23 protein-coding genes are annotated in these 25,789 nt (G+C 65.2%); 17 read left to right on the top strand and 6 right to left on the bottom strand.

Annotation, left to right across the window (positions count from 1 at the left end):
- The first annotated feature begins 62 nt into the window (after positions 1-62).
- From dnaE to rutA, 7 genes are all read left to right on the top strand, one after another.
- The gene (gene dnaE, locus AC1DSD_RS11725) at positions 63-3,578 is read left to right on the top strand and encodes a DNA polymerase III subunit alpha (RefSeq protein WP_478030205.1); all 3,516 of its coding nucleotides are present in this window, start codon (positions 63-65) and stop codon (positions 3,576-3,578) included.
- Between the two features lie 56 nt (positions 3,579-3,634).
- Positions 3,635-5,233, top strand: a complete 1,599-nt coding sequence (locus tag AC1DSD_RS11720) for a long-chain fatty acid--CoA ligase (RefSeq protein ID WP_478030203.1) — start codon at positions 3,635-3,637, stop codon at positions 5,231-5,233.
- A gap of 13 nt (positions 5,234-5,246) precedes the next feature.
- A complete protein-coding gene (locus tag AC1DSD_RS11715; protein WP_478030202.1) occupies positions 5,247-5,630 on the top strand; it encodes a nuclear transport factor 2 family protein in 384 nt (127 codons plus the stop codon).
- A 160-nt stretch (positions 5,631-5,790) separates the two neighbouring features.
- A complete protein-coding gene (gene rutB / locus AC1DSD_RS11710) occupies positions 5,791-6,522 on the top strand; it encodes a pyrimidine utilization protein B (protein WP_478030201.1) in 732 nt (243 codons plus the stop codon).
- A gap of 4 nt (positions 6,523-6,526) precedes the next feature.
- Positions 6,527-6,910 (top strand): pyrimidine utilization protein C, encoded by a 384-nt coding sequence (gene rutC / locus AC1DSD_RS11705; RefSeq protein ID WP_478030199.1) that lies wholly within the window; start codon positions 6,527-6,529, stop codon positions 6,908-6,910.
- A gap of 154 nt (positions 6,911-7,064) precedes the next feature.
- A complete protein-coding gene (gene rutD / locus AC1DSD_RS11700; RefSeq protein ID WP_478030198.1) occupies positions 7,065-7,862 on the top strand; it encodes a pyrimidine utilization protein D in 798 nt (265 codons plus the stop codon).
- Between the two features lie 11 nt (positions 7,863-7,873).
- Positions 7,874-8,935, top strand: a complete 1,062-nt coding sequence (rutA, locus tag AC1DSD_RS11695; protein WP_478030197.1) for a pyrimidine utilization protein A — start codon at positions 7,874-7,876, stop codon at positions 8,933-8,935.
- A 36-nt stretch (positions 8,936-8,971) separates the two neighbouring features.
- Here the strand turns inward: rutA and AC1DSD_RS11690 are convergent, their stop codons facing one another.
- A complete protein-coding gene (locus AC1DSD_RS11690) occupies positions 8,972-10,042 on the bottom strand; it encodes a PA0069 family radical SAM protein (protein ID WP_478030195.1) in 1,071 nt (356 codons plus the stop codon).
- 53 nt (positions 10,043-10,095) lie between these two features.
- Here AC1DSD_RS11690 and AC1DSD_RS11685 point away from each other — a divergent pair, with 53 nt between their 5' ends.
- Both AC1DSD_RS11685 and AC1DSD_RS11680 read left to right on the top strand, forming a co-directional pair.
- Complete coding sequence (locus tag AC1DSD_RS11685) at positions 10,096-10,437, top strand: VOC family protein (RefSeq protein ID WP_478030194.1); 342 nt, start codon at positions 10,096-10,098, stop codon at positions 10,435-10,437.
- A gap of 60 nt (positions 10,438-10,497) precedes the next feature.
- A complete protein-coding gene (locus AC1DSD_RS11680) occupies positions 10,498-10,998 on the top strand; it encodes a YbjN domain-containing protein (RefSeq protein WP_478030192.1) in 501 nt (166 codons plus the stop codon).
- On the opposite strand, the gene moaB is transcribed toward AC1DSD_RS11680, so the two are convergent.
- The 3 genes from moaB to AC1DSD_RS11665 all read right to left on the bottom strand — a co-directional run bounded on the left by moaB (position 10,999) and on the right by AC1DSD_RS11665 (position 14,229).
- A complete protein-coding gene (gene moaB / locus AC1DSD_RS11675) occupies positions 10,999-11,526 on the bottom strand; it encodes a molybdenum cofactor biosynthesis protein B (protein ID WP_478030191.1) in 528 nt (175 codons plus the stop codon). It abuts the gene before it with no gap.
- A gap of 235 nt (positions 11,527-11,761) precedes the next feature.
- Entirely contained in the window at positions 11,762-13,498 is a 1,737-nt protein-coding gene (locus tag AC1DSD_RS11670) for a lytic transglycosylase domain-containing protein (RefSeq protein ID WP_478030190.1), read from the bottom strand.
- Positions 13,495-14,229, bottom strand: coding sequence for a uracil-DNA glycosylase (locus AC1DSD_RS11665; protein ID WP_478030188.1), 735 nt, complete (start codon positions 14,227-14,229; stop codon positions 13,495-13,497). Before AC1DSD_RS11665 ends, AC1DSD_RS11670 begins: the two co-directional genes overlap by 4 nt.
- Positions 14,230-14,349: 120 nt before the next feature.
- On the opposite strand from AC1DSD_RS11665, the gene AC1DSD_RS11660 reads away from it, so the two are divergent.
- The 7 genes from AC1DSD_RS11660 (at position 14,350) to AC1DSD_RS11630 (ending at position 23,460) form a co-directional block, all read left to right on the top strand.
- Complete coding sequence (locus AC1DSD_RS11660; protein WP_478030186.1) at positions 14,350-16,008, top strand: electron transfer flavoprotein-ubiquinone oxidoreductase; 1,659 nt, start codon at positions 14,350-14,352, stop codon at positions 16,006-16,008.
- Positions 16,009-16,126: 118 nt separating this feature from the next.
- Entirely contained in the window at positions 16,127-17,596 is a 1,470-nt protein-coding gene (locus tag AC1DSD_RS11655; protein WP_478030184.1) for a tetratricopeptide repeat protein, read from the top strand.
- Positions 17,593-18,513 carry a 4-(cytidine 5'-diphospho)-2-C-methyl-D-erythritol kinase gene (locus AC1DSD_RS11650; RefSeq protein ID WP_478030183.1) on the top strand — a complete coding sequence of 307 codons (921 nt, stop codon included), beginning with the start codon at positions 17,593-17,595 and terminating at the stop codon, positions 18,511-18,513. The genes AC1DSD_RS11655 and AC1DSD_RS11650 overlap by 4 nt, the downstream gene beginning before the upstream one ends.
- 184 nt (positions 18,514-18,697) lie before the next feature.
- Positions 18,698-20,419 (top strand): dihydroxy-acid dehydratase, encoded by a 1,722-nt coding sequence (gene ilvD, locus AC1DSD_RS11645; RefSeq protein WP_478030181.1) that lies wholly within the window; start codon positions 18,698-18,700, stop codon positions 20,417-20,419.
- Positions 20,400-20,831 carry a hypothetical protein gene (locus AC1DSD_RS11640; RefSeq protein WP_478030180.1) on the top strand — a complete coding sequence of 144 codons (432 nt, stop codon included), beginning with the start codon at positions 20,400-20,402 and terminating at the stop codon, positions 20,829-20,831. Before ilvD ends, AC1DSD_RS11640 begins: the two co-directional genes overlap by 20 nt.
- Complete coding sequence (locus tag AC1DSD_RS11635; protein WP_478030179.1) at positions 20,828-22,222, top strand: NAD(P)H-hydrate dehydratase; 1,395 nt, start codon at positions 20,828-20,830, stop codon at positions 22,220-22,222. The genes AC1DSD_RS11640 and AC1DSD_RS11635 overlap by 4 nt, the downstream gene beginning before the upstream one ends.
- Positions 22,219-23,460 carry a class I SAM-dependent RNA methyltransferase gene (locus AC1DSD_RS11630; RefSeq protein WP_478030178.1) on the top strand — a complete coding sequence of 414 codons (1,242 nt, stop codon included), beginning with the start codon at positions 22,219-22,221 and terminating at the stop codon, positions 23,458-23,460. The genes AC1DSD_RS11635 and AC1DSD_RS11630 overlap by 4 nt, the downstream gene beginning before the upstream one ends.
- On the opposite strand, the gene truA is transcribed toward AC1DSD_RS11630, so the two are convergent.
- Together truA and fmt are read right to left on the bottom strand one after the other, a co-directional pair.
- The gene (truA, locus tag AC1DSD_RS11625; protein WP_478030177.1) at positions 23,450-24,199 is read right to left on the bottom strand and encodes a tRNA pseudouridine(38-40) synthase TruA; all 750 of its coding nucleotides are present in this window, start codon (positions 24,197-24,199) and stop codon (positions 23,450-23,452) included. The two genes, AC1DSD_RS11630 and truA, sit on opposite strands and share 11 nt — an antisense overlap.
- The gene (gene fmt, locus AC1DSD_RS11620; RefSeq protein ID WP_478030175.1) at positions 24,196-25,104 is read right to left on the bottom strand and encodes a methionyl-tRNA formyltransferase; all 909 of its coding nucleotides are present in this window, start codon (positions 25,102-25,104) and stop codon (positions 24,196-24,198) included. The genes truA and fmt overlap by 4 nt, the downstream gene beginning before the upstream one ends.
- Before the next feature lie 55 nt (positions 25,105-25,159).
- Between fmt and recR the strand changes: the two genes are divergently transcribed.
- Positions 25,160-25,756 carry a recombination mediator RecR gene (gene recR / locus AC1DSD_RS11615; protein WP_066819698.1) on the top strand — a complete coding sequence of 199 codons (597 nt, stop codon included), beginning with the start codon at positions 25,160-25,162 and terminating at the stop codon, positions 25,754-25,756.
- Positions 25,757-25,789: the final 33 nt, after the last annotated feature.

Below are 25,789 nucleotides of genomic sequence, written 5' to 3'. Positions count from 1 at the left end.
AAGTTGTGGGTAAGCTCGCCGCCGGGGTGGCCAAGGCGGGGCGAGCGACTTAGGTTGGCACCATGCCCCATTCCGGCTTCGTGCCCCTCCGGATTTTTTCGTCCTACACGATGCTCGACGGCGCGATCGAGCCGAAGGCGATCGCCAAGCGCGCGCGCGAGCTGGGCTTCCCTGCCGCCGCGGTGACCGACCGAAACGGGCTGTTCGCGGCGATGTCGTTCTCGGGCGCGGCTGCCGATGCCGGGGTGCAGCCGATCATCGGCACGATGCTGGGGGTGGCACGACCCGATCTGCCCGAGGGCCAGGCGGTGCAGACCGACTGGATCGCGCTCTATGCGCAGGATGAGGCCGGCTATCTCAATCTCTGCCGGCTGGTCAGCGAGGCGCATCTCGGTCGCCCGCTCGACCTCGATCCGCATGTCGATCTCGCCACGCTCGAAGCCAATTCGGCGGGGCTGATTGCGCTGACCGCTGGCGGCGAGGGCGGGGTCGCCCGGTTGTTCGCCGAGGATCAACCCGACGGCGCCAATGCCTATGTCGACCGGCTGCAGGCGATTTTCGGCGACCGGCTCTATATCGAGATCGCGCGGCGCTTCGATCCAGTCGAGGCCAAGGCCGAAGCCGAATTGCTCGAATTGGCCTATGCGCGCAATTTGCCGATCGTCGCGACCAATCCGTGCTGTTTCGCCGATGAGGAATTCCTCGAAGCGCATGACGCGATGCTGTGCATCGCCAATTCTTCCTACGTCGCCAGCGACGACCGGCCCAAGAGCTCGCCCGATGCGTGGATGAAGCCCGCCAAGGACATGCGCGCCTTGTTCGCCGATCTGCCCGAGGCGATCGCCAATACCTTGGTCGTGGCCCAGCGCTGCGCGGTGGCGGCGCCGAAGCGCAAGCCTATTCTGCCTAGCCTGGCCGGCGATCGTGAGGGCGAATCGCAGGCGCTGCGTGAGGCGGCGCGAGAGGGCTTGCAGAAGCGGCTCGATCGCATCGTCGAGCTCGGCAATGCGGGCGAAGGCGATTGGCAACAGCCCTATCGCGACCGGCTCGAATTCGAGCTCGACGTCATCATCCAGATGGGGTTCCCAGGCTATTTTCTGATCGTCGCCGACTTCATCCAATGGGCGAAGGCGCACGATATCCCGGTCGGGCCTGGCCGCGGGTCGGGCGCCGGCTCGGTGGTCGCCTGGGCGCTGACCATCACCGATCTCGATCCGATCAAGCTCGGGCTGCTATTCGAACGCTTCCTCAACCCGGAACGCGTGTCGATGCCCGACTTCGACATCGACTTCTGCGAAACCCGGCGTGGCGAAGTGATCCGCTACGTCCAGGCGAAGTATGGCCGCGATCAGGTCGCGCAGATCATCACCTTCGGGACGATGAAGGCGCGCGCGGTGCTCAAGGATACCGGCCGCGTGCTGCAGATGAGCTATGGCCAGGTCGACCGCCTCGCCAAGCTCGTTCCCAATCTGCCGACCGACCCCTGGACGCTCGATCGTGCGCTCAACGGCGTCAGCGAACTCGCGGCCGAATATCGCGGCGACAAGGACGTCCGCCATCTGTTCGACCTGGCGATGAAGCTCGAAGGGCTGCCGCGCCACAGCTCTACCCACGCCGCTGGCGTGGTGATCGGCGACCGTCCGCTTGCCGATCTCGTCCCGCTCTATCGCGATCCGCGATCGGACATGCCGGTCACCCAATTCGACATGAAATATGTCGAAGGCGCAGGCCTGGTGAAGTTCGACTTCCTGGGCTTGAAGACGTTGTCGGTGCTCAAGAAGGCGGTCGAACTGCTCGCCAAGCGCGGCATCTCCTGCGACCTCGATGCGCTGACCTGGGACGATGAGGGCGTCTACAAATTGCTCCAGAAGGGCGACACGGTCGGCGTGTTCCAGCTGGAATCGGAAGGCATGCGGCGCACGCTGAGCGCGGTGCGGCCGTCGAATTTCGGCGACATCATCGCGCTCGTCTCGCTCTATCGCCCGGGCCCGATGGACAACATTCCGTCGTTCGGCCGGCGCAAGAACGGACAGGAGCCGATCACTTATCCGCATCCGCTGCTCGAGCCGATCCTGGCCGAGACGTACGGCATTTTCGTCTATCAGGAACAGGTGATGCAGGCGGCGCAGGTGCTGGCTGGCTATTCGCTCGGCGGCGCCGACCTGCTGCGCCGCGCGATGGGCAAGAAGAATCAGGCCGAGATGGACGCGCAGCGCGCGACCTTCGTCGAGGGCTGCGCGACCCACAACAAGATTGACGCCGCCAAGGCCAACGAGTTGTTCGACTTGATCGACAAATTCGCCGGCTATGGCTTCAACAAGTCGCACGCCGCGGCCTATGCGCTGCTCGCCTACCAGACCGCCTGGCTGAAGGCGCACCATCCGCACGAATTCTATGCGGCGTCGATGTGCTACGACATCCATCTGACCGATAAGCTCGCGATCTTTGTCGACGACATGCGGCGGCTGGACGTTGCGATCCTGCCGCCGGACGTGAACCGCAGTCTGGCGGAGTTCGACGTCGAGGTAATCGGCTCTGCTTCCGAGGGGGAGACGGAACAGCTTGCCGTCCGCTACGCCCTGGCCGGACTCAAATCGGTCGGCGAAGGCGCGATGGAGAAACTGGTCGAGGAACGTGACGCGTCCGGGCCGTTCGACAGCCTCGACGCCTTTGCCCATCGCGTCGACCCGCGCCTGCTCAACAAGCGCCAGCTGGAAACGCTGGCGGCGGCGGGAGCGTTCGATACGATCGACCCCAACCGTGCCGGTATCTACGCCTGCGCCGAAACCATCCTGGCGACCGCGGCGCGGGTCCACGACCAGAAGAATAGCGGCCAGGGTGGCCTGTTCGGCGAGAGCGAGGCGTCGGGTACGCATATCAAGCTACCGCAGTCGGCGCGCTGGAGCCTGGCCGAGCGGATGGAGCAGGAGAAAGAAGCATTCGGCTTCTATTTCTCGGCGCATCCGGTCGACCGCTTCACCCAGCTCGCGCGGATGCACGGCGCGCGGCGCTATGCCGATCTCGGCGACTTGCAGATTCCGGAGAGTGGGCGCGCCGGTGCGGTAATGGCGGCGATGGTCGAGGATACGCGCTGGCGCACCTCGGCCAAGGGCCGGCGCTATCTGATGGCGACCTTGTCCGACCCGTCGGGCCAGTTCGTCGCGACCTGTTTCGACGATTCGGTCGCGGTCGACTTGGAGGAAGCAGCGCGCAATGGCGGTTGCGGGTTGATCACGGTTGAGCTCGACCGCCGAGCGGGCGAGGAACAGCCGCGCGTCACGGTCAAACGCATCCAACCGTTCGACGAACTGGCCAGCGCAACACGGATGAATCTCGATATCGAGATCGAGGATGCGGCCGCGATCCCGGCGATCGGTGCATTATTGTCAGAGGCGCGCGGCGCGCGCGGCGAAGCACGCCTCGTTGTTCCGCTGCCGGCGGGCGGAACGGCAACGATCCTGATCGGGCGCGATTTCCTGCTCGATCCCGAACTTGCCGACCGCATTGCCACGCTTCCCGGGGTGCGATCGGCTGAGGTCGCAATCGCGCCGCCGCAACGGCTTGCATTGGTCGGCTAGACTTCGACCGCTTCGGGCGGAATAACACTCTTCAAACATAGAGTATGGAGAGTGGGATGCAGATGGGTGCGATGCAGGATTTCGAGTTGCGCGTGATGCGGCTGCTCGACCATGTCGCTCGCGAGCATCCGACCCGCGAGATCGTGACGCGTTGGGCCGATGGGCGCGAGACTCGCAACGACTGGGCCGGCATCCATCGCAACGCGCGCAAGCTCGCGCAGCGACTGGAGAAATGGGGCATCCTCCCGGGCGACCGCGTCGCCACGCTGGCGATGAACCACGAGCATCATCTGACGTCCTGGTATGGCGCGATGGGGATGGGCGGGGTAATCCATACGATCAACCCGCGCCTGTTCGACGAGCAATTGATCTACATCGCCAACCATGCCGAAGATCGCGTGCTGTTCTACGACAAACAGTTCCAGCCGCTGATTGACCGGCTCAAGCCGCTTTGGACCTCGATCGAGCGCTACGTAGCGTTCGATGACCTCGGCCCCGACGGTTTTCAGGCGCTGCTCGATGCCGAGGATGGCGACTATGCCTGGCACGAAGGGCCCGAGCGCGAGCCGTGCATGATCTGCTACACGAGCGGCACGACGGGCAATCCCAAGGGCGTGCTGTATGAGCATCGCTCGACCGTGCTGCACGCAATGCACGCCGCCGAGCCGTGGGTGATGGGGCTGTCGGCGTCCGACGTCATCCTGCCGATCGTGCCGATGTTCCATGCCGCGGCCTGGGGACTGCCGTTTGCCGGCGCGCTGGCGGGAACGAAGTTCGTCTATTCGCAAACCAATGACGCGGCCGTGCTGTGCGGACTGATGAACAGCGAGAAAGTGACGATCGGCAGCGGGGTGCCGACCGTTTGGCTGGCACTGTTCCAGCATATCGACGCGACCGGTGAAGAACCGCGTTTCCTGCGCCAGATCACCGTTGGCGGGTCGGCGGCGCCGCGCGCGATGCTGGCGCGGTTCATGGACATGGGGATCAAGCCGCTCCACCTCTGGGGGATGACCGAGACCTCGCCCATCGCGACTGCGCTCGCTCCGGGGCCGGACTGGCACGACCTCAGCCGCGACAAACAGCTCGACATCGTCTGCAAGCAGGGATCGATCCCGTTCGGGGTCGAACTGCGTATCGTCGATGATGAAGGCAGGGAATTGCCGCGCGACGGCGAGACGTCGGGCCGGTTGCAGATCCGCGGGCCCTGGGTGGTGAAGCGCTATTTCAAGGCAGAGCAAGATGCCGCGAGCACCGACGGCTGGTTCGATACCGGCGACGTCGCGGTGCTGCACCCCAATGGCACGATGCAGATCACCGACCGCTCGAAGGACGTGATCAAGTCGGGCGGCGAGTGGATCAGCTCGGTCGATCTCGAAAATGCCGCGGTCGGCTGTCCGGGTGTGCACGAAGCCGCGGCGATCGGCGTCCACCATCCCAAATGGGACGAGCGGCCGCTGCTACTCGTCGTCCGAAAGCCGGGAAGCGCGGTGACGCCACAGGAGATCATCCAGCATTTGACCCAGCATGTCGCCAAATGGTGGCTGCCGGACGAGATCTTGTTCGTCGACGATCTACCGCACACCGCGACGGGCAAATTGCTCAAGACCGTGCTGCGCGACCAATATAAGGACTATAAGCTGGCGACGGCGGCGTAGAGTTTTGCGTAAAATGACGACCTTCGACCCCGCCACGTTCGCCGCTCATTGGCGCGCTGCCTGGAATGCGCACGATCTCGACGCCGTTCTGGCGCATTTCCATGATGACGTGACCTTCACCTCACCTGTTGCCGCCAGCCTGTTACCCGAGACCGGGGGTGTGATCCGTGGCAAAGCCGCCCTCCGCGCCTATTGGGAGGAGGGGCTCCGTCGCATTCCCGATTTGCACTTTACCATCGAAGCTGTGTTCGCGGGCATTAACACGCTGGTGATCCAATACATCAACCAGAAAGGCGTCAGCGTCTCCGAGGTACTGGTTTTCGATGCGGGACTGGTACGCGAAGGGCACGGCACCTATCCGACGGACATCGATAATCCGGCAGGAGCTACCGGCTAACGCTTTTGCCGCGCGTCCGCGTGACGATGTTGCTTCGCGTCGCCTCATTGTACGGTCCAGCCGGCCCGAAATCGCCGTGGCGCATGTCGGACGCGTGTCGCGAACCGGTACTTTGCCTGTCGGCTTGCCTTTCGTCCCGCGCGGCGGCAGGCTGCGCTGAATGGACATGGTGACGACCGGCTCTGTCGGTGAGAATGGCGTGACGCTGGCGGCCCGGCCCGAGGCGTTGCGCCTCGCCCCGCACGAAACCGCGGTCGTCGTGATCGACATGCAGAACGCTTATGCGAGCGAGGGCGGCTATGTCGATCTCGCCGGGTTCGACATTTCGGGCGCGGCGGGGGTGATCGGTAAGATTGCTACCGTGCTCGACACTGCGCGCAAAGCGGGCGTCCAGGTGGTGTTCCTGCAGAATGGCTGGGACGCCGAGTACCAGGAAGCCGGCGGTCCGGGTTCGCCCAATTGGCACAAGTCCAATGCCTTGAAGACGATGCGCGCCCGGCCGGAGCTTTCCGGCCAACTGCTGGCGCGTGGCGGCTGGGATTACGACCTGGTCGACGCGCTCAAGCCGCAGCCGGGCGATATCACGCTCCACAAAACGCGCTATTCCGCCTTCTTCAATTCGCAGCTCGATTCGACGCTGCGTGCGCGCGGCATTCGCAACATCGTGTTCGTCGGCATCGCCACCAATGTCTGCGTCGAAAGCACGCTGCGCGACGGCTTCCATCTCGAATATTTCGGCGTGATGCTGGAGGACGCGACGCACCATCTCGGCCCGCCGATGATGCAGGAGGCTACCGTCTATAACGTCGAGAAATTCTTCGGCTGGGTTTCGACGACAGCCGATTTCTGCGGCAGTTTTGGCCAGCTTCCTCAATCAGATAGCAAGGACTGACGTCATGGCGTTCGAGCCCATCAACCCGCAGCAATTCCCGACCCCGATCGCGCCCTATTCGGCCGGCGCCAAGGCGGGGAACGTCGTCTACGTCTCTGGCGTGCTCGCGTTGGGCGAGGGCGGCATTGTGCTCCATGTCGGTGACGCCGCGGAGCAGACGCGGCATGTGCTCGAGGTGATCAAGGTGACGCTCGAGGCGGCCGGTGCGTCGATGTCCGATATCGCGATGAACCACATCTTTCTGAAGGACCTGGACGATTATCCGGTCTTCAACCAAGTTTATGCCGAGTATTTTCCAGGTAACAAGCCGGCGCGCTACTGCATCAAGGCGGAGCTGGTGAAGCCCGATTGCCTGGTAGAGATCGCCAGCGTGGCGCATATCGTCTGATGCCCGGACCCAACCCGTCATCCCAGCTTCTTCCGTCATCCCAGCGCAAGCTGGGATCTCATGCGGCGGCGCGAGCGCGCCGTAACAACAAGACCCCAGCTTTCGCTGGGGTGACGGAGTGGTCGTTCGCTGGGGTGACGGGAGCAGCGCGCTGATGCCGGAAGCGGCAGGCCTCTATTATGAGGAACACGGCGCGCCCGACGCCCCGCCGGTGATCCTGTCTTCTGGCCTGGGCGGGTCGGCGAGCTATTGGGCACCCAATATCCCCGCGCTGGCCGAGCATTTCCGGGTCATCGCCTATGACCATCGCGGCACCGGACGCAGCGACCGCGCCTTGCCGGCGCGGGTGTCGGTCGACGATTTTGCCGACGATATCCTGATGCTGATGGACGCGCTGGGCCTCGATCGCACCCATTTGATCGGCCACGCCGCGGGCGGAGTCGCCGGGCTCGCGCTCGCGCTCAAGGCGCCGGAGCGGCTCGATCATCTTGTCGTGGTCAATGGCTGGGCCAGCCCGGATCCGCATTTTCTGCGCTGCTTCGAGATTCGGCTCGCGTTGCTGCGGTTGGCCGGCCCCAGGGCGTATCTGCGTGCCCAGCCGATCTTTCTCTACCCCCCGGATTGGGTATCGAGCCACGACGAAGACATCGACGCCGAGCTGCCGCACCAAATGGAGACCTTTCCCGGCACGGACACGATGGAAAAGCGCATCCTCGCGCTCGGATCGTTCGATATCGCCGATCGGCTTGGCGAGATCGCCACGCGGACGCTGGTGATCGCCAGCCAGGACGACATGCTGGTGCCGCCGCGCGCGGGTGAGGCGCTGGCGATGGGAATCGCCAAGTCGGGGATCGGTCGGCCAGCTTATGGCGGCCACGCGGTCAACGTCACCGATGCGGACAATTTCAACGGTTTTCTGGTCGACTGGATGACGGGCGTGATGCCCCAATAGGAGTGAATGCGATGCAGGTCGGCGTTTTCGTGCCCATCAACAACAATGGCTGGCTGATCAGCGAGAACGCGCCGCAATACATGCCGTCGTTCGACCTCAACAAGACGATCGCGCAATCGGCCGAAAAGCACGGGCTCGATTTCCTGCTGTCGATGATCAAGCTGCGCGGGTTCGGCGGCAAGACCGAATTCTGGGAATATGGGCTGGAGAGCTTCACGCTGATGGCTGGGCTCGCCGCCGTCACCGAGAAGATCAAGATCTACGCGACCTGCCCGACGCTCGTCATTCCACCCGCCTTCGCCGCGCGGATGTGCAACACGATCGATTCAATCAGCCATGGGCGGTTCGGGCTCAACCTGATCACCGGCTGGCAGCGGCCCGAGTACAGCCAGATGGGGTTGTGGCCGGGGGACGAGCATTTTCGTAACCGCTACAAGATGCTCGATGAATATGCTCACATCCTGCGCGAGCTATGGCAAACCGGGCGGAGCGACTTCAAGGGCGAGTATTACCAGATGGACGATTGCCTTGTCCGGCCCAAGCCCGACGGCGACATGAAGATCATCTGCGCCGGCTCATCGGACGAGGGCCTCGCCTTCTCGGCCAAATGGGCGGATTATGCCTTTTGTCTCGGCAAGGGCGTCAATACGCCGACCGCGTTTGCTTCCAATAACGACCGGCTGGCGGCCGCCACCGCCAAGACCGGGCGCGACGTGTCGGTATTTGTGCTGGTGATGATCATCGCCGCCGACACCGACGAGGAAGCGATGGCGAAGTGGAAGTCGTACAATGACGGCGTCGATATCGCCGCCATTTCCTGGCTGATGGATCAGGGCGCGGCCGATAAGCACAATACGACCACCAATGTCCGCCAGCTCGCCGCGCCCGAGGGCGCGGTCAACATCAACATGGGAACCCTGGTCGGCAGCCATGCCAGCATCGCGCGGATGCTCGACGAGATGGCTGAGGTGCCCAATACCGGCGGCGTGCTGCTGACCTTCGATGATTTCGTCCAAGGGGTCGAGGATTTCGGGACCAAGATCCAGCCGCTGATGAAGAGCCGGCGGGGTTAGGACGCTTCCCCTCCCGCAAGCGGGCGGGGAGATAAATCAGAACAACTCCCCCTGCGGCCCGCGTGGCGGGTGGAACAAGTCGGTCCGCACACTCAATCGTTCGCGGTTGAGCCCGTGCTTTTTCATCGCGATCTGGAATCTCGTGCGGAGCAGGTCGGCCCATGGCCCCGAACCACGCATCCGCGTGAAGAAATTGGGATCATTGTCACGCCCGTCACGGATCGAGTTGATGATCGCCATCACCTTGCCGGCGCGGTCCGGAAAATGCGTGTCGAGCCAGGCGCGGAACAGCGGCGCGACTTCGTGGGGAAGCCGGACCGGCAGGTAGTTGATCGTCCGCGCCCCGCTTTCGGCCGCGCGTTCGACGATATGCTCGATCTCGTGATCGGTGATCGCCGGGATGACCGGCGCGATCGACACGATCGTCGGGATGCCGGCGTCGGCGAGGCGCCGCACCGCGGTCAGCCGGCGCTCGGGGTGCGGCGCGCGCGGCTCGACCGTCCGCGCGACCTTGGCGTCGAGCGAGGTCACCGACAGCGCGACCGCCGCTAGCCCCTTCGCCGCCATGGCCGCGAGCAGGTCGATGTCGCGGACCACACGGTCGGATTTGGTGGTGATGGTCAGCGGATGATCGGTCTCCGCCAGCACCTCGATACAGCCGCGTGTGATCTTCCACTCCGCCTCGATCGGCTGATATGGATCGGTATTGGTGCCGAACGCGATCGGCCGGCAGCTATAGCCAGGCTTCATCAGTTCGGCGCGGAGTAGTTCGGGTGCGGTCGGCTTGGCGAACAGCCTGGATTCGAAGTCGAGCCCCGGCGACAAATCGAGATAGGCATGGGTCGGCCGCGCGAAACAATAGATGCAGCCATGCTCGCAGCCGCGATACGGGTTGATCGAGCGGTCGAATCCTATGTCGGGCGACTGGTTGCGGGTGATGATCGTGCGCGGGGTCTCGACCGTGACGCTGGTCCGCAAGGGGGGTAGGGCGCCGTCCACCTCCTCCAGCGCGTCGAGCCAATCGCCATCGGCGAGACGCTCCGGCAGGCTGAAGCGGCTACTTTCGCGATTGACCGTCGCGCCGCGGACCGGACGGGCTTTTGCCATTGCCCCAGTCTACGCCGCGATGTAGAACATATCAAGAACAATGGAGAGATGAGATGGCGAAACTCAATTATGTCGAACTGCCGGTCCAGGACGTCGCGAGCACCAAGGCGTTCTTCGCCGCCGCGTTCGGCTGGGATTTCACCGATTTCGGTCCGACCTATGCGGCGACCATGAGCGGCCAGACCGATCTCGGGCTGCAAGGCGACCGCGCCGACTGGACCGCGGCGCCCCTGGCGGTGATCCAGGTCGACGATCTCGAAGCGACCGAGGACGCGGTGAAGGCGGCGGGCGGAACGATCACCCAGCCGATCTTCGCTTTTCCAGGCGGCCGCCGTTTCCACTTTCGCGATCCCAACGGCAACGAATTGGCCGCGATGCAGGCGGATTCGCACTGAACGGTCTTGCGGCCAGCAGAGCGGGCCTTAGGATCGCGGCACGCAAAAGGGGGAATTGACATGTGGGGCAAGATTTTGGCTGTCGCTGCCGCCATGGCCGTGTCGGCGCCGGCCTTGGCAGCAGATCGGATCGTCGACGTGAGCAGCGTTGATGGCGTCGCCGCGTTGTTGCGCGAGGCGGGGTACAGAGCGGAGATCAAGGTCGGCAAGGACGGCGACCCGTATATCCAGAGCGCGATCGGCGGAAACGATTTTCAGGTTCTGTTTTACGGTTGCAAGAACAAGGTCGGCTGCGATTCGTTTGATTTCTACAGCTGGTTCAAGAAGGAGCCGTTCTTCTCCACCGAAATGGCGAACGAATGGAACGCCAATCACCGTTTCCTGAAGGTCGCGATCGATTCGGACGGCGATCTGTCCGAATACGCCTACATCTCCACCATCGGCAAAATGACCTACGACAATTTCAAGGATTACGTCGCCTGGTACGGCTCGACCGACGCCGAGTTGGTCAAGTTCGTCGCCGAGCGCCGCAAGGCGGCGGCACCGACCGCGGCGAAATAGCTATCGCTCCGTCAACCGCGGCATCAGTTCGACGAAGTTGCAGGGTCGGAAACGGCTGTCGAGTTGATCTCTGAGGATCAGGTCCCAGCCCTCCTTCACCGCGCCGGTCGAGCCGGGCAGGGCGAAGATGTACGTGCCGCCCGCCACGCAGGCGCAGGCGCGCGACTGGATCGTCGAGGTTCCGATCGTCTGATAGCTCAGCCAACGGAACAGTTCGCCGAAGCCGGGGATCATCTTTTCGGCGACGGCTTCGACTGCCTCGGGCGTGACGTCGCGACCGGTCACGCCGGTGCCCCCGGTGGTGAGGATGACGTCGATTTCGGGATCCTGGATCCACTGAGCGAGGCGCTCGACGATCGTGTCGAGATCGTCCCGCTCGATCGTGCGAGCGGCGAGGACATGGCCAGCGCTTGTCAGCCGCTCGACCAACGTGTCGCCCGATTTGTCGTCAGCAGGTCCGCGCGTGTCGGAAACGGTCAGGACCGCGATCCTGACTGGTACGAAGTCCCGGTTTTCATCAATCGGCACTCGCCGCTCCCGTTCCGCGTTGATTCGCTGATACCTAAGCCCAAACCGTCATCCCAGCGAAAGCTGGGATCTCAAGCGACGGCGCGATCGCTTCGTAACCATGAGACCCCAGCTTTCGCTGGGGTAACGGGGCGGATTTATGCCCGAAGCTGAAGATCGCCGTCGTCGACGTGCGGATGCTCTTTCGCCGGGGAGAGGACGCGACCGATCCCGCGCGGCGCTTAGAACGCGATAGTTACCGGCTGGACGTCAGCCTGACCGCGCTCGGTCCAGACAGGCCCGGGAATTTCGGCCACATGCCCTGCGCCAGCGCCTCGCGGCTCGGCGATTTCAGCCGGCCGTCCTTGCCCTCGTACATCCAGTAATTGCGCAGCACCGTGGTGACGTAGCCGCGCGTTTCCCAATAAGGGATCGATTCGATATAGAGCAGGGGATCGCCGCCATCCTTGACGATGCCGTTCCATTCCATGACCGGCACCGGGCCTGCATTATAAGCGGCGATCACCTTGGGCAGATAGCCGCCGGTGAAGCTCTGGTCGCGCAACCGCTCGAGCGTGCGCTGCCCGACCGCCATGTTGACCGAGGGCAGCGACAGCGCGCCGCGATCGACGGTGATGCCGCGTTCGCGGGCATAGTCGACCGCGGCGGCGGGCATGATCTGCATCAGGCCATAGGCGCCCGCCGGGCTGATCACATCCTTGCGGAAGCGCGATTCCTGGAGCGCGTGGGCGTAGACCAGCGCCTTGTCGACGGTCCAGCCGCCGGCTGGCGCCCATTTCGGCGCGGGGAAGCGGGCGATCGTCGGCGCCTTGGTTCCCTCGGGGCAATTATTGCCGAGCCACATCACCGTTTCGGGCAGATTGAGCGTCTCGGTCAGGCGCACCAGCGAGGCATATTCGTCCTTGGGGCCGATCTTCGCCTGCTGCTTGAGCACATCATCGGCCAAGCCAGTCTCGCCGATCTCGACCAGAGCGGCGGCGACGCGGACATTGGGACGGTTCTGCAATTTGGCCCAATCGGCGAGCATCAGCTCGTCCGGAACCGGGGGCTTTTCCTTGATGCCGAGCTGTTGGCGCGCGAGCATGCCGTAAAAGGTCTCATCGAGCTGGGCGGCGTTCTTGAGCCGTGCCTCGACCAATTGCGGCCGGCCGCACTTCATGTCGGCGCGCGCTGCCCAATAGAGCCCGGCCGCACGGAGTTCGACATCGCTCGCCCGTGCCGCGACGTTGATGAAAGCGCGCGCCGCCTCGGTGCAATCGCCCTGGCGCCAGGCGGCGAGTCCGCCGACCCATTCGCCCTGGACTGCCCAGTCGCCGGCGCCGACGCGCGCCTTGGTTGCCATCATCCGGGCATTGGTGTCGTCGCCCCGAAGATAATAGATCCAGGCAACGCGCTGCTGCCACTCGATTTGGGCATCGGGCGTGAGGCCGGTCGTCGATTCGAGCAATGCTTGGGCCCCGGGGCCGTCATCGCTCTTGATCAGCGGCTGCATCTTGAGCGCGAGCTCGGCCGCGGCGAGGTCGTATTTGGTCGCTTTGGCGCGGCCGCGAGTCGAAGCGCCATTGGCCCAGATCAGGCGCTGCTGATAGGGAAGCGTCGGGGCGACCACGCCGCGCGCGGCAAGGATACGGGCGATGCTCGGTGCCTCGGGCAGTTCGGGCGCGGCGGTGATCACCGCGAGCAGCGGGTCGTTTTCGGCCTTGGGCGAGCCCTTGGCGGTATAGAGTTCGGCAAGCGCGATCGAATGGAGCGGGCCCGGCTTCATCGCGGTCAGCTGCAACTGGGCATCGTCCCAGCGCTTTTCGTGGATCGCCTTGAACACCGCAGCATAGCCGGTGCGCTGATCGGTATCGAGTTGGGCCGGAATGCCGCGCGCCATCGTCGTGGATGCAGGTGGCTCGCCGGCGGCAAAAGCGGGCAGCACAGGGGCGAACACCAGCGCCGAAGCGACGAGAAAACGCGCGATTTTCACTCAAATCCCCCCATCAACACTCTGAGGTCCTTCCAGGCATCGGCTTTGGCGACAGGCTTCTCCAGCAGGAAACGAGGATGGAAGCTTACCACTAACTCACTTGTCCCGCCATCAAGGTTAACCTGACGTAAACTTCCACGGGCATGGGCGACATCCAGCCCCGTGATGGCACGGCTCGCCGCATTACCTAGGGCGAGTACGCGTTTAGGGCGGGCTAACGACAGGTGATGGCGGATCAACGCCTCGAGTTTCTGGCTCATTTCCTCGCTCACGCGGCCGGCCGGAGGACGCTTTACCGCGAGTGCCGCGAGATAGATCGACTGTCGGTCGCGGCCGATCGCGGCGAGCATGCGGTCGAACAGCGCACCGGCATTGCCCGACAGCAATGAGCCGGCGGCATCATCCTCTCGGTCGGGCATATCGACGACGATCATCAGCCCACTCGCGACGTCGCCTTGCGTGCCGAGCGCCTGGCCCGGCCAGCCCGCTTCGGGCGCCGCGGGGCCAAGCCGCCAGGCGGCGAATTCGTCCAAAGTCGCCGGCAGCGTGGGCGGCGCGGCAACGGCTTCCGCTACTTGCCCGGGCAGCCGCTCGACGACGGATGGAGCGGGCGCGCGCGCGAGCCAGTCGCGCGGCAAATCGTCGATCTCGCAATCGACTCCCGCGTCGCGCCACCATTCGAGCGCACTGGCGATACTTGCCCGCCAATCGTGATTCTGGTCAGCCCCCATAGCTGCCGGCATAGAGTCCCAGCTTGACCGCGGGGTCAATTCGTTGGCACCGCATTCGCCGACGGACCGTTGTCGTCTTACGATGACTGGTCTCAAAAAGGTCCCAAGGGAGGAAAAGGGATGAGCGAACGCGAGTCGATGCCGTACGACGTGGTGATCGTCGGCGCCGGGCCGGCGGGCCTGTCGGCGGCGATCCGCCTGAAGCAACTCGCGGCCGAAAAAGGCGCGGAGATTTCGGTCTGCGTGCTCGAAAAGGGCTCCGAGGTTGGCGCGCACATCCTGTCGGGCGCCGTGGTCGACCCACGAAGTCTCGACGAGCTGATCCCCGATTGGCGCGACAAGGGCTGCCCGATGGCCGAGACGCCGGTCACCGACAACCAGCATTGGGTGCTGACGAAAAAGCGCCGCTTCAAGCTGCCCGAGTTCATCTCGCCGGGCTTCATGCACAACAAGGGTACCTATACCGGTAGCCTGGGCAATCTGTGCCGCTGGTTGGCGGGGCAGGCCGAAGAACTCGGCGTTGAAATCTTCCCCGGTTTCGCCGCGGCCGAAATCCTTTACAGTGACGACGGCAAAGTGAAGGGCGTCGCCACCGGCGATATGGGCGTCGCGCGCGACGGCTCGCACAAGCCCGATTACCAGCCGGGGCTCGAACTCCACGCCAAATACACGTTCTTTTCAGAAGGCGCGCGCGGGCATCTGACTCGTCAATTGGTCGACCGTTTCAATTTGCGCGCCGATTGCGAGCCGCAGGTCTATGGTCTCGGCATCAAGGAATTGTGGGATATCGATCCCGAGAACCATGTCCCCGGCCGCGTGATCCACTCGCAGGGCTGGCCGCTCAGCGAGAGCGGATCGGACGGGGGCGGTTTTCTCTATCACCAGGCGAACGGGCAGGTCGCACTGGGCTTCGTCACCTGGCTCAATTATTCGAATCCGTATCTCTCGCCGTTCCACGAACTCCAGCGCTGGAAGACGCATCCAGCGATCGCCGAGATCCTCAAGGGCGCCAAGCGCGTGTCCTACGGCGCGCGGGCGATCAGCGACGGCGGCTTTCAGTCGGTACCCAAGCTGGTGATGCCGGGCGCGGCGTTGATCGGCGACTCCGCCGGCTTTCTCAACGTGCCGCGGATCAAGGGCACGCATACCGCGATGAAGACGGGGATGATGGCCGCCGAGGCCGCGTTCGAGGCGGTCCAGGGGGGACGCGAGGGTGACGAGTTGACCGCTTACCCCGACGCCTATGATGCCAGTTGGGTGAAGAAGGAGCTGTCGGTCGTCCGCAACGTCCTGCCGCTCGTCGAGAAATATGGCGAATTCCTCGGCACGATCCTGTCGGGCATCAACATGTGGCTCGAAAGCTGGGGCATCAAAATGCCCTATACGATGAAGCACCATGCCGATCACACGACCCTGTGGCGCAAGGATCTGGTCAAGCCGATCGATTATCCCAAGCCCGACGGCGTGCTGACCTTCGACCGTCTGTCCTCGGTGTTTCTGTCGAACACCAATCACGAGGAGGATCAGCCGGTCCACCTGACCCTCAAGGACCCGGACATCCCGGTCGACTATGATTTACCGATGTATGACGAACCGGCGCAGCGTTATTGCCCGGCAGGCGTTTACGAGATCGTCGGGCAGGAAGAAGGCAATCCGCGCTTCGTGATCAACGCGCAGAATTGCGTCCACTGCAAGACGTGCGACATCAAGGACCCGACCCAGAATATCGTTTGGGTGGTGCCGGAGGGCGGCGGAGGACCGAACTATCCCAATATGTAAGCCCGCTCTTGTCGCCTGCGCCGCGCTGACGTCAGCGTTCGTTCCGGCGAGCGCGCAGGCCGACGACTATGGCGCGTTCGGCCGCGCGCGGATTGCGGCGGCGAACGGCAATGTCGGCGTGGCGGCCCAGCAATATGGCATTGCGCTGACCAATGCTCCCGGCGATCCGACCGTCGCCAACCGCGCGTTTCGCCAGGCGATGGCGGCGGGCGACTTGGCGCTCGCGCGTCGTGCGGTGACAGCTTTGGGCGCCGACGCGCCGAACGATGCCAAGCTGCTGCTCCTCGCCGATGCGGTGAAGAGCGGCAGTCCGACCGCCGTCGACAAGGCATTGGCGTCGCTCGACAAAACGCCGTTCGACTTCTTCGTGCCCGCAGTCCGCGCCTGGCAGGAATTCGGCCGCGGTGGCGATCCGACCGCAGGACTCGCGGCGACCGGGCGCACCGGCGCGATCAACCATATCCTGCTCGAACAGCGCGCGCTGATCCTGATCGCACGGAATGATATTCCGGGTGCCGCCAAGGCGCTGTCGGCGGAATTGCGCGGCAGCAGCGGCGGCCTGGATTTGCGCTATTCGTCAGCGGAATTGCTGATGGGGCAGGGCAGTGACGCTCTCGCAGCTGACCTGCTCAGCGGCCCCGATCCCGAAGTGGCGACGGTGCGAAGTCACCTTCGTGCCGTCAAGGCGACGCCGATGATCGGTATCGCGCGGCTCTACACGCGCCTTGCCGCCGATCTGACCGACCCTGGCACGACCCCGATCGCGATCACGCTGGCGCGCTCGGCGCTGATCCTCGATCCCGATGACGGTCGCGCCCGCCTGTTGCTTGCCGCCGCGCTCGAACGCCAGGGCGCGCACGACCGCGCGCTGACCGTGTTGGGCGAGATCGCGCCGGGCACGGCCTATCGCGCGCTCGCCCAGTCGATCCGCGTCGAGGTGCTGCGCGCCAAGGGCGACATGCCGGGGGCAATCGCCACCGCCAAGGCGCTCGCAGAGGCCCCCGACGGCGATGCCGATAGCGCCGAGCATTTCGGCAACATGCTGCTGATCGCTAACCGTCCGCTCGAGGCTGCGGTGGCGTATGAAAAGGCGCGCGACCGGTTGGGTGACGACGCCGGCTGGTCGGTCTGGCTGCAGATCGGATCGGCGTACGACAAGGCCGGCCGCTGGGAATTGGCCCGAGCCGCGCTTGAACGGGCGGTGGCGTTGGGCCCCGACCAGGCGGTCGCGCTCAATTATTACGGTTATTCGCTGATCGAGCATGGCGGCGACGCGGTACGCGCGCTGGCGATGCTCGAAAAGGCCAATGCTCTGGCGCCGAACCAGCCGGCCATCGCCGATTCGCTCGGCTGGGCCTATTTCCGGCGCGGCGAGGCCGACCGCGCGCTGCCGTTGCTCGAATCGGCCGGCGCCGCGGCCCCAGCCGATGCCGAGATCGCCGAGCATCTCGGCGACGTCTATTGGGCGGTCGGGCGCCGGTACGAGGCCCGGTACGCCTGGAAAGCGGCTCGCGTGGTGGCAACACCCGATGCGACGGCCCGGCTCGACGCCAAGATCCTCAACGGCCCGGCCACGAAACGCTCGTGACCATCGTCGAAGCGGCGCCGGCCAAGATCAATCTCGCCCTCCATGTTCGCGCCCGGCGCGCCGATGGCTATCACGAGATCGAGACTTTGTTCGCGTTTCTTCGCGATGGCGACATCGTGTCGATCGAAGAGGCCGATCGCGACGGCTTCGCGCTGACCGGCCCGTTTGGCCCTGCCCTCGCCGATGAGAGCGGCAATCTTGTGCTCGCCGCGCGCGATGCTTTCGCGGTGGCGCATGGGCCGCTGCCGCCGCTCGCGATTACCCTCGACAAGCATTTGCCGGTTGCATCTGGGATTGGCGGAGGATCGGCCGACGCCGCTGCCATGTTACGCGCGCTGGCGCGGTTGAAGGGCATTGATCCGGCAGATCTGGCCGATATCGCACTCGAACTTGGGTCGGATGTTCCTGCCTGCCTGCTCGGCAAAAGCGCGATCGGAGGTGGGCGAGGCGAGCGGCTTGAGCTAATCGACGAGTTGTCGGGCATTCCCGTGTTGCTGGTGAATCCCGGGGTCGCCGTCTCGACCGGTGCGGTGTTCCGTGGCTGGGACGGCGTCGATCGCGGCCCTCTTGTCCATCGTCACCCCGGCCTTGTGCAGGGGTCCACCGTGCCGCACACCCCCGACCCTGAGGGTTTGTTGCACGGTGGATGCCGGGACGAGCCCGGCATGACGGGGTGGCTTGGCGTTGCGATGGAAGGCCGTAACGATCTCGAGGCTCCAGCGCGCGAGGTCGCGCCCGTTATCGGCGCGGTGGTCGACCTGTTGCACGCGCAAACCGGCGCCGCGCTTGCCCGCATGTCCGGCTCTGGCGCCACCTGCTTCGCTCTCTTCGATAGCGAGACCTCGCGCACCACCGCCGCGCAGGCGATCAGGAGCGCCCAACCCGGTTGGTGGTGTCTCGAATCGACACTCGCGTGACAGATTTGCGTACCAGGGCGGGACCGCCGAACCGCGCTTAACCATCGTCAGCCGCGCGAGTCCTCAACTGGCCCCCAACTTGCTGGGTGACAGCTACGCAGGTCCGCTTCGGCCGCTCCCCGCCACACCTTTCTCAGCAATAGTCTTGCGCAAACCGACCTTCTCGCGACATAGGCGTCGCGCCATGACCCACACATTCGACAAATCGAAACTCCCCAGCCGCCATGTCTCGGTCGGTCCGGAGCGCGCCCCTCACCGCAGCTATTATTACGCCATGGGCCTGACCGAGGAGGAGATCGCGCGTCCGTTTGTCGCGCTCGCCTCCGCCGGCAACGATTCGGCACCGTGCAACACCACGCTCGACGCGCAGGCCGATGCCGCGCGGCGCGGGGTGGAGCAGGGCGGGGGCATGCCGCGGCGGTTCAATACGATCACCGTGACCGACGGCATCGCCATGGGGCACCAGGGGATGAAGGCGTCTTTGGTCAGCCGCGAGGTCATCGCCGATTCGGTCGAACTGTCGGTGCGCGGCCATTGCTATGACGCGCTGGTCGGCTTTGCCGGGTGCGACAAGTCGCTGCCGGGGATGATGATGGCGATGCTACGCCTCAATATCCCGTCGATCTTCGTCTATGGCGGATCGATCCTGCCCGGGCGCTTTCACGACCGTGACGTCACGGTGAAGGACGTGTTCGAGGTGGTCGGCCGCTACGCCGCCGGCAATTGCCCGCTTTCCGAAGTGCACGAGCTCGAACGCGTCGCTTGTCCCGGGCACGGCGCGTGCGGTGGACAATATACCGCCAACACCATGGCGTGCGTCGGTGAAGCGATTGGATTATCCTTGCCCAACAGCAATATGGTGCCGGCTCCTTACACGACGCGCGAACAGATCGCGGTGTCGGCGGGCGCCCAGGTGATGGAGTTGCTGGCGAAGAATATCCGCCCGCGCGACATCTGCACCCGGCAGGCGTTCGAGAACGCCGCTCGGATCGTCGCGGCGACCGGCGGATCGACCAATGGCGCGCTCCATCTGCCGGCGATGGCGCATGAAGCGGGGATCGAGTTCGACCTGTTCGACGTCGCCGAGATCTTCAAGACCACGCCTTATTGCGCCGACCTCCAGCCCGGCGGGCAATATGTCGCGCGCGATATGTACGATGCCGGCGGGGTCTATATGCTGATGAAGACCTTGCTGACCGAAGGCTTCCTGCATGGCGATTGCCTGACGGTGACCGGCAAGACCTTGGGCGAGAATATCGATCAGGTCACCTGGAACCCCGACCAGAAGGTCATTTATGACGCCAAGACGCCGATCACCCCGACCGGCGGCGTTGTCGGCCTGCGCGGCACCTTGGCGCCCGATGGCGCGATCGTGAAGGTCGCCGGTCTCCATCACCTGCAATTCGCCGGTCCCGCGCGGGTGTTCGATTGCGAGGAAGAGTGTTTCGCCGCGGTCGAGGCGCGCCAGATCAACGAAGGCGAGGTCATCGTCATCCGTTACGAGGGCCCCAAGGGCGGCCCGGGCATGCGCGAGATGCTATCGACCACCGCGGCTCTATACGGCCAGGGCATGGGCGAGAAAGTCGCGCTGATCACCGACGGGCGCTTTTCGGGCGCGACCCGCGGTTTCTGCATCGGCCATGTCGGGCCTGAGGCCGCCGAGTGCGGCCCGATCGCGCTGGTCGAGGACGGCGACATGATCCGCATCGACGCCGAGGCGGGTACGATCGATCTCGACGTCGCGGAAGATGTGCTGACCGAGCGCCGCAAGGCGTGGAAAGCGCGGGTGTCCGATTATGGGTCGGGCGCTTTGTGGCGCTATGCGCAGAATGTCGGCCCTGCCTATAAGGGCGCCGTGACCCATCCTGGAGCGGCGGCCGAAACTCATGTTTACGCGGATATCTAGCGCGCTCGCGATAGGGTCGATCCTGATTCTCGCCGCCTGTACGGCCGACCCGCGTTCGTCGGCCGGCAACGGCAATAGCGAATTCGACAATGCGCTCGCCCAGGCCAGCTCGGATGCCGAGGACAATGGCCGCATCGTCTGCGCACCCGCGGGCAATGCCGCTTTCTCGCGGCAATGCACGCTCGATCGCGTTCAATCGACCGAGGGGCTGATCCTGACCGTCCACAAGCCCGATGGCGGCTTCCGCCGCCTGTTGGTGGTCAAGGACGGGCGTGGTGTGGTCGCGGCCGATGGAGCCGAGGCCGCAAAGGTGACGATCGTCGCCGATCATCAGATCGAAGTCGCGATCGGCGGCGACCGCTTCCGTTTGCCCGCGACGATGAAGGGCAAGGGCGCTAATAGCGCCAAATGATTCCGATTGAAGGTCAGCCCATCGTCTCCGCCGCTGTGATGCGTGCGGCGGAAGAAGCGGTGTTCGCCGGCGGGGTTCCACAAGCTGAATTGATGGAGCGCGCCGGGGCAGCCGTGGCGCGCGAGGCGGCGCGCTTTGCGATGGGACGGCCGGTGCTGGTGCTAGCTGGTCCAGGCAATAACGGCGGCGATGCCTGGGTCGCCGCGCGCCTGCTACACGAGAGTGGGCATGACGTCATGGTTGCCGCGCTTGGACAGGCTAAGGAAGGCGCTGCCGCCGCGATGCGCGCCAAATGGAGCGGCGAGGTTATCGGCCTTGCCGACGCGCCGGCAAGGCCAATCCTTGTCGATGGATTGTTCGGAACGGGCCTGACTCGTCCGCTGGCGCCCGACGTCGTCGGCCAATTGCAGCGACTGGTGACTGCGGCCCACTTCACCCTTGCGATCGATCTGCCCTCGGGCATGGACACGGATTTTGGCCGCGACTTAGGGGCGGCCGGCGCGACGGTCACGCTTGCGCTGGGTGCGCTCAAGCCCGCACATCTGCTCGGCGACGGCCTCGACCGCTGCGGCCAGCTCCTGCTCGATGATATCGGTATCCCGATCGCCAAGATCTGGCGGACGGTCGCGATGCCTCGACTTAGCGAGCCCGGGCCGCACAGTCACAAATATACTCGCGGCCTCGTTGCGGTGCTGGAAGGGCACATGCCTGGTGCAGCCAGGCTCGCGTCGAACGCGGCGCTGCATGGCGGCGCCGGCTACGTCGTCCGGGTCGGCGAAGATGACGGCTACGGACCGAACGCCATCGTCCATCGGCCGATAACGGAGTTCGACAAGCTGCTTGAGGACGAACGCACGGGCGCGGTGGTGATCGGCCCTGGGTTGGGTCGGGAAGAAGACGTGAGGCAGAGGCTGGACGCGGCTATCGCCTCGACGCGTCCGCTGGTGCTCGACGGTGACGCGCTGAGCCTGATCGGGCGCGACGTCGGCCGGCTGAGTGGCCGTGCCGCGCCGACCTGCCTGACCCCGCATAGCGGCGAGTTCGACCGGATGTTCGGTGAGGGAAAGGGAAGCAAGATCGATCGGACACTCGCGGCCGCGGCTGAAGCTGGAGCGGTCATCGTGCACAAGGGGGCGGACACGGTCATTGCGACGCCTCAGGGCGATGTGCGGGTCTATGCCGGCGGATCGTCCTGGTTGTCGACGGCAGGCACCGGCGACGTGCTCGCCGGCCTGCTCGGCGCGCGTCTGGCCGGAGGCGTGGCGCCACTCGCAGCGGCTGAGGCGGCCGTATGGCTTCACGGCCGCGCCGCCCAGCTCGCCGGACCGGCTTTTGCCGCCGACGATCTGATCCCCTGCCTGCCGCGTGCGATCGCGGAGTGTCTGCGATGACTATCGACACGATCATCCGCGTCGCCGCGCGTGGCGAGGGCGTCACCGCGGATGGACGTCATGCCGCGCTGGCGGCGCCCGGCGATGTGCTCAAACCCGATGGCTCGATCACGCCTGGTCCGCATCACCAGATGCCGCCATGCCGTCACTTCCCGACCTGTGGCGGGTGCCAGCTCCAGCATCTCGACGACGTGAGCTACGCGCGGTTCATCACTGACCGCATCGCAGGCGCACTCGCCGCGCACGAACTCGAAACCGATATCCGCGCGCCGATCCTCTCCCCGCCCAGGACGCGGCGCCGCGCTTCGCTCCATGCAGAAGCGAAGGGCGGCCGCGTTCGGCTCGGCTTCGCCGAGTCGGGCAGCCACGCAATCGTCGATATCCAGGAATGTCATATACTTGCGCCGGAATTATTCGCCTTGGTGGCACCATTGCGCAAGCTGCTGGCGCGGCTGGGGCTGAAACGCCGCCGGGCCGATATTCAGATGACGTCATGCGATCAGGGCGTGGAATTGCTGATCGGTGCGAGCTTCGACGGGCTCGAAGCGGCGGAAGCGATTATCGCCTTCTGCCAGCAGCACAATGTCGCCCGCTTCGCGACCGATGACGGTATGGGCCCCGAGACGCGGTGGGAGCCCGATCCCGTCACCATCACCTTGGGCGGAGCCGGCCAAGGTGCCGGCGATGCAGAGCATCGTTGGAAAGCCGGCGGAGGGGAGGTCGCCGTGCCGTTCCCACCGGGCAGCTTCCTCCAGGCGACGCGCGACGGCGAAGCGGCGCTGATTGCCGCAGTGCGCGAGGCCGTGGGGCAGGCAGGCACGATCGCGGACCTGTTCGCCGGGCTCGGCACCTTCGCGCTCTCGCTGGCGCCGGCGCGGGTCTATGCCGCCGAAGCAGGGCGTGACGCCATAATGTCGTTGAAGGCCGCCGCCGGGCGTGCGGGACGGCAGGTGTTCGCCGACCATCGCGATCTCTACCGCCGCCCGCTGACGGTCGAGGAACTCGGACGATTTGGTGCCGTAGTACTCGATCCGCCGCGTGCAGGGGCGCGTGACCAGGCGGCCGGGCTGGCACTGGCAACGACTCCCGTAATCGCCTATGTGTCATGCAATCCCAGTAGTTTCGCACGCGATGCTCAGATAATTTGCGAAGGTGGTTACCGCCTCGACTGGGTACAGCCGGTCGGCCAATTCCGCTGGTCGACCCATGTCGAGCTTGCGGCGCGATTCAGCCGCTAGGCGGATAGTCGGCGCGCAGGAAATAGAGGCCATCGGGCGGTGCGTTGAACCCCAGCGCCGCGCGATCGGCCGCTTCCAACGCAGCCTTCAGGTCGCCTTTGGACCATTTGCCCTGGCCGACCAGTTCCAGGCACCCGACCATCGACCGCACCTGATGATGGAGGAACGACCGCGCCGAGGCGAATATGCTGATCCGCGCGCCGTCGCGGACGACATCGAGGCGGTCGAGCGTCTTGACCGGGCTATCCGACTGGCAATGTGCCGAACGGAAGGTGGTGAAGTCATGCCGCCCGACCAGTATTTGCGCGGCACCGTGCATCGCCGCGGCGTCGAGTTCCTGCGGCACGCGCCATGCCAGGCCCTTTTCCCAGGTCAGCGGCGCGCGGCGGCAGATGATGCGATATTCGTAATGGCGGGTGAGGCACGAGAACCGCGCATGCCAATCGTCGGGCACGATTGCGCAATCGAGGATTGCCACCGGATCGGGCCTGAGGCGCGCATTGAGCGCCTCCATCAAGCGAAACGGTGTGATCGCCCGCGTGACGTCAAGGTGCGCGCGCATGCCCAGCGCGTGAACGCCCGCATCGGTGCGCCCGGCGGCGTGCACGGTGACGTCTTCCTGGAGGATTTCCTTGGCCGCGCGCTCGATCGCTGCTTGCACACTGGGTCCGTGGTCCTGCCGCTGCCAGCCCATGAAGGGGCGGCCGTCATATTCTACCGTCAGCGCGAACCGCGTCACAGGCGCGTGCCTATATGGATGGAAAAGCCGCGCAAAAGCTCGTTTGACGTCAAGACACCACGCCCAGCGCGCTGCACCGCGAGCGGACGGATCGCGCCTTTGCCGCAGGCGATGGTCAGCTGCCCGTCGAGGACTTCACCCGGCGCGCCCGACAATTCCATGACGGCGGCGCTCAGCACCTTGATGCGCTCGCCCGCATATTCGAAATAAGCGCCCGGTGCCGGATTGAACGCGCGGACCTGGCGTTCGACCTCGACGGCGGAGCGGTTGAAGTCGATCCGCGCCTCGGCCTTGTCGATCTTTGACGCGTAGGTGACGCCATCCTCGGGCTGCGCGCGCGGCGGAAAGGCATGGATGGCGTCAAGCACGCGCACCATCAGCCGCGCGCCGATCGCGGCGAGTTCGGCCGAGAGAATATCTGCCGCCTTGCCATCGATCGGCGTACGCTCCTCGAGCAGCACCGGTCCCGTGTCGAGCCCGGCCTCCATTTGCATGATGCCGACCCCGGTTTCGGCATCGCCCGCCAGGATCGCCCGCTGGATCGGCGCGGCGCCGCGCCAGCGCGGCAACAGCGAGCCGTGGACGTTGAGACAGCCGAGCCGCGGCGCATCGAGCAGGGCTTGCGGCAGGATCAGCCCATAAGCTGCCACGACCGCGACGTCGGCTGCCAGTGCCGCGAACGCCTCGATCGCGCCCGGCTCCTTCCGAAACGACAGCGGCGTGCGCACCTCGATCCCTAGCGTCTCGGCACGCGCCTGGACCGGGGAGGGGGTCAGCGCCTTGCCTCTCCGCCCGCCGGCGCGGGGCGGTTGGCTGTATGCCGCCACGACGTCGTGACCCGCGTCGATCAGTGCATCGAGCACCGGAACGGCGAAATCGGGAGTTCCCATGAAGACGATCCGCATGGGCCACGCCTTTCGCCCCTTGGCAGGGGGGCACGCAACCCCCTATTTGTTCCCCATGGCATCGCAGGAAATCGAAGCGCTGACTCAAGCGCTGGCCCGGCTCCCCGGACTCGGGCCCCGCTCGGCGCGCCGCGCGGTGCTCCATCTGCTCAAGAAGCGCGAGGCGGCATTGGGGCCGTTGCTCGCTGCGCTGGAGGCGGTGGACCAGAAGCTCGCCACCTGTTCGACTTGTGGCAATGTCGATACCAGCGATCCGTGCGCGGTGTGCGCCGATCCGCGCCGCGACCAGCGGTCTTTGTGCGTGGTCGAGGAAGTCGCCGATCTCTGGGCGCTCGAGCGCTCGCGGCTGTTCCCGGGGCGCTATCACGTACTAGGCGGACGGCTATCGGCGCTCGACGGCGTGCGGCCGGAGGATCTGGCAATCGCCAACCTGGTCGGCCGCGTCGAAGCGGGCGGGATCGACGAAGTGGTGCTGGCGATGAACGCCACGCTCGAGGGGCAGACCACCGCGCATTACATCGCCGAGCGGATCGAGCGCTTTCCGGTGCGGCTTACGCAACTAGCGCACGGCCTGCCCGTCGGTGGCGAGCTCGATTATCTCGACGAAGGTACGCTCGCCCAGGCGATGCGCGCGCGGCGGCCGGTGGGCTGATCCTGATCTCACGGATGAAGCTGGAACGCGCGG

The organism is Sphingomonas sp. P4_D12 (assembly GCF_056401895.1).
This window is presented reverse-complemented; position numbering and strand designations above follow the sequence as displayed.